General features: G+C 61.2%; 6 protein-coding genes and 3 pseudogenes. 6 read left to right on the forward strand and 3 right to left on the reverse strand.

The window, feature by feature from the left end:
* The 6 genes and pseudogenes from G3N64_RS36945 to G3N64_RS36975 form a co-directional block, all read left to right on the forward strand.
* Positions 1–128: pseudogene (locus G3N64_RS36945) on the forward strand (riboflavin biosynthesis protein RibD); the annotation flags it as partial.
* A 589-nt stretch (positions 129–717) separates the two neighbouring features.
* The gene (locus tag G3N64_RS36950; protein ID WP_205788563.1) at positions 718–1,353 is read left to right on the forward strand and encodes a hypothetical protein; all 636 of its coding nucleotides are present in this window, start codon (positions 718–720) and stop codon (positions 1,351–1,353) included.
* Complete coding sequence (locus tag G3N64_RS36955) at positions 1,350–2,186, forward strand: hypothetical protein (protein WP_205788564.1); 837 nt, start codon at positions 1,350–1,352, stop codon at positions 2,184–2,186. The genes G3N64_RS36950 and G3N64_RS36955 overlap by 4 nt, the downstream gene beginning before the upstream one ends.
* 1,504 nt (positions 2,187–3,690) lie before the next feature.
* On the forward strand, positions 3,691–4,017 hold the full coding sequence (locus G3N64_RS36965) for a helix-turn-helix transcriptional regulator (RefSeq protein WP_205788565.1): 327 nt from the start codon (positions 3,691–3,693) through the stop codon (positions 4,015–4,017).
* Between the two features lie 14 nt (positions 4,018–4,031).
* Positions 4,032–5,057, forward strand: a complete 1,026-nt coding sequence (locus tag G3N64_RS36970; RefSeq protein WP_205788566.1) for an ATP-binding protein — start codon at positions 4,032–4,034, stop codon at positions 5,055–5,057.
* A gap of 187 nt (positions 5,058–5,244) precedes the next feature.
* Positions 5,245–7,521, forward strand: coding sequence for a S8 family peptidase (locus G3N64_RS36975; protein WP_241021404.1), 2,277 nt, complete (start codon positions 5,245–5,247; stop codon positions 7,519–7,521).
* 447 nt (positions 7,522–7,968) lie between these two features.
* Here the strand turns inward: G3N64_RS36975 and G3N64_RS36980 are convergent, their stop codons facing one another.
* The 3 genes and pseudogenes from G3N64_RS36980 to G3N64_RS36990 form a co-directional block, all read right to left on the reverse strand.
* A complete protein-coding gene (locus tag G3N64_RS36980) occupies positions 7,969–8,526 on the reverse strand; it encodes a 3'-5' exonuclease (RefSeq protein ID WP_205788568.1) in 558 nt (185 codons plus the stop codon).
* Positions 8,527–8,751: 225 nt separating this feature from the next.
* Positions 8,752–9,009: pseudogene (locus G3N64_RS36985) on the reverse strand (integrase core domain-containing protein); the annotation flags it as partial.
* A gap of 10 nt (positions 9,010–9,019) precedes the next feature.
* Positions 9,020–9,132, reverse strand: a pseudogene (locus tag G3N64_RS36990) (IS5/IS1182 family transposase); the annotation flags it as partial.

Here is a 9,132-nt window from a genome sequence, read left to right on the forward strand (position 1 = left end):
TCGACGCCGCCGGCGAGGTGCGCGCGAACGTGCTGAAGGCGCGTGGTGCGGAAATCGTGCCGATCGCGAATGCGCAAGGCAAGGTCGACCTGCCCGCGATGCTGGCGGCGCTTGGCGCGCGCGGCGTGGCCGGCAGCTCGCGAAACTCGACATCGAGCACGTCAGGATCGTCGGCAATCGGCATGGGCGTGGTCAGGGGCTACGGAAACCGTGTGGTTCGATACAGTGCCGCGCGCCGGCCGTGGGACGAAGTGAAAGTGGAAGCACCACCCGCCGGCGCCCCGACTTCTCGGCGCGGCTTTTTCGGAGCTGCGCAGCGACTTTCCCTTCGACGCGGCTGGAAGCGAAAGTCGAAGATGTCGCGGAATCGAAATGAAACACCGAAAACTCGCAGCGCTCGGCGGTGCGCCGCCCCGATCGCGTGAAACAATCGCAAGCGCTTGAGAAAATCGCCGAAGGCCATAATCGGCGACGGATTCGCGGATTTTCAAGGGTGAATTATCAGCGATGTTTCACGGCGGAGCGCGTTTTGGCCGTCGAGAAGCCGGCCAAGACCGAACTCGTGGACTGCATCAACAGGCTGAATGAGAGGATGTAGAGTTTGATACGTAAATTGTAGTGATTTTATGGTGGCTGCATCGGGCTCCGCCCAGAGGCTCGGAAGATCTGCGGCAGGGCCTCTTTTGTACTACAACTGGAGGATCGACCGGAGCGGCTATGATCCCACCACGTTTCCGAAGGGCAGTCAACGATGCGCGTCCGTTTGGGGCGCATCGGTTCGACGTCTTCGGGCCAAAGGTCGGCCGTCCGCTGACGCTGTATGGCTGGAACGCGTTTCACCTCTGGTTGCGCTTGGAGGCGGACCCGCGCGTGGCCACCTATTGCGAGCGGCCACTGCGCATTCCCGATGCGAGGCCGGCGCGGACAGTGGACTTCTGGGTGCGCGAGGAAGGGCAAGAGCAGATGCTCATCGTCCTGCGTCCCGGCGAGGCGGCCGCGGCTACGCAGGGAGTGAAGCCGTTTCCCGCTTTCGACGTGTGGACGCGATCGCATCCGATAGAGTTGCGGACACTGCGCCCCGGCGAGCTCGACGAGCCGGAGTTGCTGCGTCGAAACCGACTTACGATGCTGCGCTACCTGGCCGCGAGCGAGTGCTGCGATGCGTTCGCGCCTGACGTCTTAGGAGCTTGTCGCAACGGGCTGACGCTGGGCGAGCTCGAGCAACGCCTTGCACCGCTTGATCCGATGGTCTCGCGTGCGGCCGCGTTCAAGCTGATCCTCAGCGGCGCGTTGCTTTGCCCGACGTTGGCCACGCGGTCGCTGGGACTGCACACTGTGCTGGTGACACAATGAGAGCCATCGCATTCGGTGCCTTGCACTTCGATCGCCGCTCCATTCCAACGGAGCTATCCGATATTCAGCTATGGCCCACCACCGACGAGAGCGCGTTGTCGGAGCCAGCGCAGGCGCAACTGACGCGTCGCGTGCGGGCGATGATGCTGTTCGTCGACGGCCGCACGCCGCTACGCGAAATTTCGCGCCTGACCGGCGTCGGCTTCAACGATCTGTACCGTATGTTCGAGCGCTGCGTCGCTCGGCACGAAGACGGGCGTATCTTCGGGTTCCGAGCGCTGATTCCCTATATGCACACGCGCGCCTACGAGCGACGCGCGCCCGTGACCTCCCGACCTTCAGGCCAAGCGGGCGCTGCGAGCGGCGCGTTCCAGCAACTATTGCGGCACTACCCCGAGATTGCGAACTGGATTGAGCGTAGAGTCGCCGAGCGAAGTCGCAAGCAGGCGACGTTGACCGAGGTGCATCGGCGACTGCGGCGCCTGCATAGTGGGTTTCTCGCGCAATGCCGACAAGCCGGCATACAAGGCCACGAGTATCCGTTCAATCAGAAACACCTCGGCGAACGCTCCCTTGCGAGTCATGTCCGTGCGCTCGCGGATCGAAATTTCGGCACCGCAGCGAGGGCGGCCGGCGCGCAGCAGGTCCACCATTCGTGGCGCGACGATCCGAGTGAGGTCCGCAAGCCCGCGACTCATCCCTACGACGTGGTCGAATTCGACGGACACAAGATTGATGTGCGCCTTACGCTGCGCATCGACGATCCGTTCGGGTTCGAAACCCTGTTGGTCCTGCACCGGATCTGGAGCTCGGCGAGGATGCGATCGATGTAGCGGGCCAGCGTCACGTAGCCGCGCTTCTCGACGGTGAACGGCCATTCGCCGCGGCGCTCGAAGCCGCGTTCGCGCAACTCGGCGAGAAACCAGCGAAACACGGCCATACGCGGTCGACGCGAGGCTTCGAGCTCGGCACGTTTGCCGAGGATGCGTTCGCGCAGCTTATCTTCGAATCCGCGCCCCGCAGGCGACTCGAACACCCATTGCAGGGCGCCGACGGCTCCGCCGCTCCATGCGTTGAGCGCAAGCGGCGCCGTTCGTTCGTAGGCTTTCACGCGGGCATGTGGCAACAGGCCGCGCCAGCCTTGGATCCGCCCGTCGGGATGCGGCTTGAGGCAGCGCTCGGTCAGCAGTCGATAGGCCTGACTGCGTCCCATCCCGCAGGCCGCTTTGATCTGGACGTCGGTTGCGCCCTCGAGGTAAAGCCGGATCGCACGTTCGCGTCGCAGATACAGGGCGCCACGCTCAGCGGGCAGCGCCAGCGGATCGATGGCTGGCCAGTGCTCAAGATCGACCTCGGCGAGCGGCTCGGTGTCGCCGTTCTTCGCCGCATCGCTTGTCCGCAACCGAGCGCGCCGTGTCATCCCGAGCCTCCGCCATCGCGTCGACCATTACGACACAAGATTAGTTGAAATCGCGCATTGCGCTACAACTTTAGTTGACGGGGGCCGATAGAATAGACACAACTTTAGTTGAAGCGCGATGGAGCCTCTCGGCCTTATGCGACGTGGGGTTTCGTGAATTGCCGCAACGCACAATGGCGGTTACAGCTTTAGTTGTGCAAGCGGCCACCCCCTTGGGAATTGAGCGCTCCCACCGCGGCGAGCGAAAAGCGGGGGCCGCCACCACTTCGGCGCCCCTGTATTTCTGGCGCGGGCGACGACGTGCTGGTGGGCGGGTTTATTGGGTATTGCGTCACACTCGGGCCTGGAGGTTCTTCGATCCGGGCAGGGCCGCTGACGAGACGGCTTCGCCTCAGGTGGTGCTGAAGGTCAAGTGCGAGTGCCCACATTTAGCGCGGTGAAAGGCGAGGGCCTCGGCGGGCAGATGGCTGAATTCTCTCCGCGGTGCGGAGCGAATTGGGGAGAGCGTCCGGCAGGGTTCCGCCGCTGCCGAGATCCCGGCAACGTGGCCCCTATTGGCACGCGCCGGCTCGCCGACGCCCTCCATTTCTGACAAGATGCCCGAACTCGTCCGCGCATCCCTATCGACCGACATACTGGCCGTTTCCAACGCCATCGAGGATGGCGACAATGTTTGAGCTCACTATGAACGCTCGCCAGTAGCGGTAATGCCCAGCGAAATCTCGTCGGAGCAATGTCCAATGGAGGCCTAGATGCTTGCGCAGGGCGCGCAAACGCCACGAGAGTTCAGACTGCCACGGATCCTCTGAGGTATCGCGCCGCTGCCTTCGAAAGGGCCCCTGATTCATTTGACTACTGGTAAAATAGTGAGGTCAAGATGGGTCGAGGCGAGTCAGTAGTCGCCGTCGAGGATCAACATGAACGTAGGACGAGCGATTCGCTGGTTTCGCCAGCATAAAGGGGTCTCACAGGGCGATGTGGCCCGCCGCGCCGCATGTTCTGTCTCTTACCTGTCGCTTCTTGAGAACAACAAGCGCGACCCTACGCTTTCCACGGTCGCGAAAATTGCAGACGCTTTGCATGTGCCCCTCGGGACATTGTTTCTGGTGGCTGCCGAGCCTTCTGAGCTGGGGCGCATCGACGAACGTCTGGTTGATGAATTGCGGCGCGCGGTAGTGTCATCGGCGCCTGCTGATGAGGATGAGGTCGCGCATGGCGGATTCGCAGCTTGCAACGATTCGTAGGGAGGTAGCCCATCATGGCCAGCGCTGATCAACTCAGAGCGCTCGTTAAGTCACATATCAATCGTGACGATGGCCAGTTCTACTCCGTAGCGATGCAGGTGGCAGCACACGAGGCCAAGGTCGGCCACGGCAAGTTGGCTGAAGAGCTGCGTGACATGATCGACGTCGCGAGGTCCCGTGGACTCAACGCAGAGGCAGGCAAGCTGGTGCCGCTTGCCAAACCACGCGGCGAACTGGCCAATCTGCTACATGTGACCTATCCCAAGAGCCGGCTGGTCGACATGGTCCTGGATGCAGGCGCCGGCGAACAGATTCAGCGCATCCTGAAGGAGCAGCGGTTGAGCGCGCGCATACGCGAGCACGGGCTATCGCCGCGACGCAAGCTGCTGCTCGTAGGGCCCCCTGGCACCGGAAAGACGATGACCGCCTCGGTGCTAGCCGGCGAACTTGGCGTGCCGCTCTTTCTGGTGCGCCTCGATGCGCTGATCACGAAATTTATGGGCGAAACCGCGGCTAAGCTGCGGCAGGTGTTCGACGCCATCAGTGATGTGCGCGGGGTGTATTTTTTCGACGAGTTCGATGCCATTGGATCTCAGCGTGGGCTGGCGGACGACGTGGGAGAAATACGACGCGTGCTCAACAGCTTCCTGCAGATGATCGAGCACGACCAATCGCACAGTCTGATCGTCGCCGCGACCAACCATCCCGAGATCCTCGACTACGCGCTCTTTCGCCGATTTGATGATGTCCTGGAGTACCACCTACCCAGCGCTCAGCAAGCTGGAGAACTGATCCGCAGTCGACTTGCGCGATTTGCGCCGAAGCCGCTCGCGTTGAAATCCCTGGCGGCCAAAGCGGAAGGTCTCAGCTATGCAGAGATCCGGCGCGCGGTGGACGAAGCTATCAAGGAAACTGTGATGCACGAAGGCGAGCAGGTTTCGGCGCAGATGCTCGTTCGGGCATTGGAGGAGCGACGCCGCCTGAGCGCGCGACTCGAAAATAACAACAAACCATCTAGAGATGCCACTAGAGGCCGATAAGCGTCCCCACCTCGTACTTCCCAACACGTCCGAGGCCGTTGCCTTTACAGCACACAGCCCGGGTGGCGGTTCATCGCCGCTACTACCAGTGAGGGATCGACAAATACATGGCCGGGCGCTTCAGGGACAGCTGCAAGCCCTCACACCGTTGATGGCGCAGGCAACACAGGCCCAGCGAGAACGCGGCATGGAAAGCGGCGTCGGCCTTCAGGTCGAATTCGAGGGCCAGCCCGACGTTGAACTGGCATTCCAGAGCCTCGGAAACGAGACAAAGCGCATCGAGCTGCTCAGCGTCCGCAAGGCGGGCGAAGTGACCTTTGCGAACGTGTTCATTCCTGATGGCAAGCTGGAGCACTTTGAGACCTACGTTGCCGAGTACCTGGCTGATCGCAAGGGTGCATCTGGTCAATCGCTCGACCACAAGTCACTGTTGAACACCATCGCGTCTATCCGTCGGGCGGAGCTACGTGCACTGTGGACCGACGACCCGGCACTCCTACCCGACGACGCTGGCACAGCGTTCTGGTGGGAAGTGTGGCTGCCGGTACGAGAGGATCGGCAGACGGTTGTTGAAGATTTTCGGAAACTTGCGCAATCTGCAGGTTGCGAAGTCAACGAGCACCAGGCGAATTTTCCCGAGCGAACGGTCGTCACAATGTTCGGATCCGAAGCGCAGTTGAGCCAGTCAGTACTGCTACTCAATTGCGTTGCCGAACTTCGCAAGGCGAAGGACACGGCTGAGTTCTTCGATGGGATGGGGGTTGAAGAGCAAGGCACGTGGATGGGCGACATGCTGGAGCGCGCCGTTTGGCCTGCTGCCGGCGCGCCGCATATCTGCCTCATCGACTCCGGGGTCAATCGTGGTCATCCGATGCTGGCGCCGCTGCTGGACGGGCCCGACCAGCACACTGTCGACCCCGCCTGGGGAGTCGACGACACCGCCAATCACGGGACGGGCCTAGCTGGTCTGGTTGCCTACGGCGAACTCACCGCGGCCGTTGGAGAGGCCGCGCCTGTCACTGTGACGCATCGGCTCGAATCCGTGAAGCTCGTTTCCGCAGAGGGTGACAACGCTGGTGACGCCAGGCATCATGCCTATCTGTTCGCCGAGGCGGTCAGCCGACCCGAGATTACCCATCCCGACCGTGCGCGGGTTTTCGCGACGGCGGTTACCGCATCCGACTACCGTGATCGTGGTCGCCCCTCCTCGTGGTCGGCGATGCTCGACCGCCTTGCATCAGATGTCGACGGCGGCGGCGAGACCCCGCGCCTGTTCGTTCTGGCAGCCGGCAACACCCGCAGTCATGACGCCTGGATGACGTATCCCGATAGCTTGGCGACGAATCTCGTGCACGACCCGGGGCAAACCTGGAATGCACTGACCGTCGGCGCCTGTACCCACAAGATCGACACTGAGATCGCGGGTCTGGCGGCGATTGCTGCAGAAGGCGGCCTCAGCCCCTACACCACGACATCGCGTACTTGGGACAGCGCGTGGCCCTTAAAACCCGACGTGGTTTTCGAAGGGGGCAATGTCGGCAAGGACGAGCTGGGTGCGGCTGGAGTTCCTGCCCTCAATCTGCTCACTACGCACAACGTACCGAATGAGCGTCTGTTTACGACCACCAATGCGACGAGTGCGGCATCGGCGCTTTGCGCGAGGATGGCAGCGCAGATCATGGCGGCGTACCCGCAATTCCGGCCGGAAACCGTACGGGCCCTGATCGTTCACGCCGCTGAGTGGACGCCAGCGATGCGACAGATGTTCCTGCCTGCAGCTGGAAAACCCAGTAAGCAAGACTACGTGAACCTGATTCGTCATTGCGGCTGGGGGACGCCGGACCTCGAGCTCGCCCTGTGGAGCGCGGGCAACTCTTTGTCTTTGGTCATCGAGGATGTAGTCCACCCTTACACCAAGGAGAGGGGGCGTGGCGTGGTCAGCCGCGACATGAATCTGCATGCGCTGCCATGGCCGAAGGAGGAGCTTGAGGCCCTGCAGGACGTCCGGGTGGAGATGCGGGTGACGCTATCTTACTTCGTGGAGCCCAATCCTTCTACCCGCGGTGCAGCCTCGAAATTCCACTATCCGTCGCATCGCCTGCGGTTTGACCTCAAGCGGCCCCTCGAGGCATCAGTCGAGGATTTCGTGGCTAGGATCAACGCGGCCGCGCAGCAGGAAGGCGATGGCTCTGCGCCCAACCCTAGCGACACCGGGTGGCACTTGGGCGATCGACAGCGGCACCGAGGATCGCTACATCAGGATGTCTGGGAAGGCACCGCCGCGGAGTTGGCCAGCCGCGGTTTTCTCGCGGTCTATCCGGCCGCAGGCTGGTGGCGTACGCGTCCTGGTCTCGAGCGCTACGCCTTGCCGGCTCGCTATAGCCTCATCGTTTCGTTGCGGACGGAGCAGACGGACATAGACCTGTACAGCGTGATCGCGAACAAGATTGCGATCGAGGTCTGATAGTCGGCTCGAACGCCGCAAAGCGCTCACCTCCATACGCGCAAATGACGCCGCAAGCAATCTGGACAAGGTCATCATTGCCGTTTCCAATTCAGTCAGAGGTCAGGGCGTTCGGAAGCCCCGCTTGAGGATGCTTTGAACGGGGCCAGCGGCCCAATTACTCGTTATCCCCCACCAAGGGAGAAGATGACAGCAGCGCGCCGAGAAGCTGCTATCCGACGGCCGACATGTCGGATGACCGCGTTGGGTCGCAAGCACCTATTCGCGTCTCGCCACATCGGTCACTTGATGTCGCAGTGTTTCATCCAGACACATTGCCGCAAGGCGAGCCATCAAGATAAGGCGCGCCACCGAGAAAAGGAACCATTGCAGCAGGGCTGTCGCTGTCCGTCGACCCAGCCAGCGCTTGCTGGTTGCCGCCTGCACCGACTGCCGTTGTGCCGCAATTCAGCTTCCGCCTTTCTTCCGGTGCTCTCGAGTTAAGCGAAACAGTTCGGCCTGGTAGACGGCATCCTGAACCGCATTGTGATTTCCTTTTTGCGCGGGATGTAGGTGGCCAGCCATAGCGCTTGAGCGCGTGTCTTTCCACGAGCACCCCGTCACTCCCATGTAGTAGGCCTTGATGTCGAGCGCGGTAAAGCCAAACGGATTTTCAACGTGAAAACGGTGGAAGTAGTAGTTGACGAAGGACCAGTCGAATGGGGCGTTCAACCCGACGAACACTGGCACTTCTCCTTCTCTACAGGCAGCTTTGACCCAAGCACCGAACTCGGTCATGACTTGACGAGGTTCCGCTCCGCTCCGCTCAAGCTCTTCGATCGAGAACCCGGTCACAGCCAGTGCTTCGGGGTCGGCGTTCCGATTCAATGGCTTCAACGTGCGCTCGAAGCTCGACTCAGGGGCATCGACCAGGCACGCTCCGATGGAGAGCATGCTGTACTCGCCGGGGACTGGGCCGGACGTTTCGACGTCGACTGATATGAAAACCTCATTCCGAACTTCCATTCGAATCTCCACCTTTATCGCATCGAAAGTGTTGCTAGCGGCAACTCGGTCGGCTGCACCCGGAATTCGGTCCAACGCTGCCAGCTCCCACATTTCTCCGCGGACCAAACCGTCAGCGCTGGCGTATCACCGCGATTCCCGACAATGACGGTCAAATATCGCTCGCGATCCTCGTTAAACGCCCGAAGATAGTCTTCCGTAGTCGCTCTGTCCCGTCCAGACGGGCTAGGTGTTTAGTCCCGGCATTTGATGGAGCGGATCGAGGATGAACCTTTTCGGCTCTTCTGTCGAGATCTTGCAGATGTATTCATAGGGGGTAAGCCCCTTGAGAGTCTTCAGGCGACGCGCGAAGTTGTATGCCTGAATGAAGTCCTGAAGATGGATCTCAAGCTGGTTGTGAGTCTCATAGTGATAGCGTTTGACGGTTGCTTCCTTGATGGTGCGATTCATCCTCTCGACCTGACCATTCGTCCAATGATGCTTAGAGGCCAGTTCAAAAAGGCTGCTCGATACGCCTGAAGATGTTCCAACAGACAAGCGAGCAACCGAGTTTCAGGAATGCTTCGTGAATGTCGGCACGTCGCTCGAAGCGAGTGCGTAGGCGAC

This window comes from Burkholderia sp. Ac-20344, assembly GCF_017104975.1.
In the GTDB taxonomy this organism is placed as follows: domain Bacteria; phylum Pseudomonadota; class Gammaproteobacteria; order Burkholderiales; family Burkholderiaceae; genus Burkholderia.

Coding starts and splice junctions, on each gene's coding strand:
- G3N64_RS36950 (WP_205788563.1), top strand. CDS start 718: ATGATCCCACCACGTTTCCGAAGGGCAGTCAACGATGCGCGTCCGTTT.
- G3N64_RS36955 (WP_205788564.1), top strand. CDS start 1,350: ATGAGAGCCATCGCATTCGGTGCCTTGCACTTCGATCGCCGCTCCATT.
- G3N64_RS36965 (WP_205788565.1), top strand. CDS start 3,691: ATGAACGTAGGACGAGCGATTCGCTGGTTTCGCCAGCATAAAGGGGTC.
- G3N64_RS36970 (WP_205788566.1), top strand. CDS start 4,032: ATGGCCAGCGCTGATCAACTCAGAGCGCTCGTTAAGTCACATATCAAT.
- G3N64_RS36975 (WP_241021404.1), top strand. CDS start 5,245: ATGGAAAGCGGCGTCGGCCTTCAGGTCGAATTCGAGGGCCAGCCCGAC.
- G3N64_RS36980 (WP_205788568.1), bottom strand. CDS start 8,526: ATGGAAGTTCGGAATGAGGTTTTCATATCAGTCGACGTCGAAACGTCC.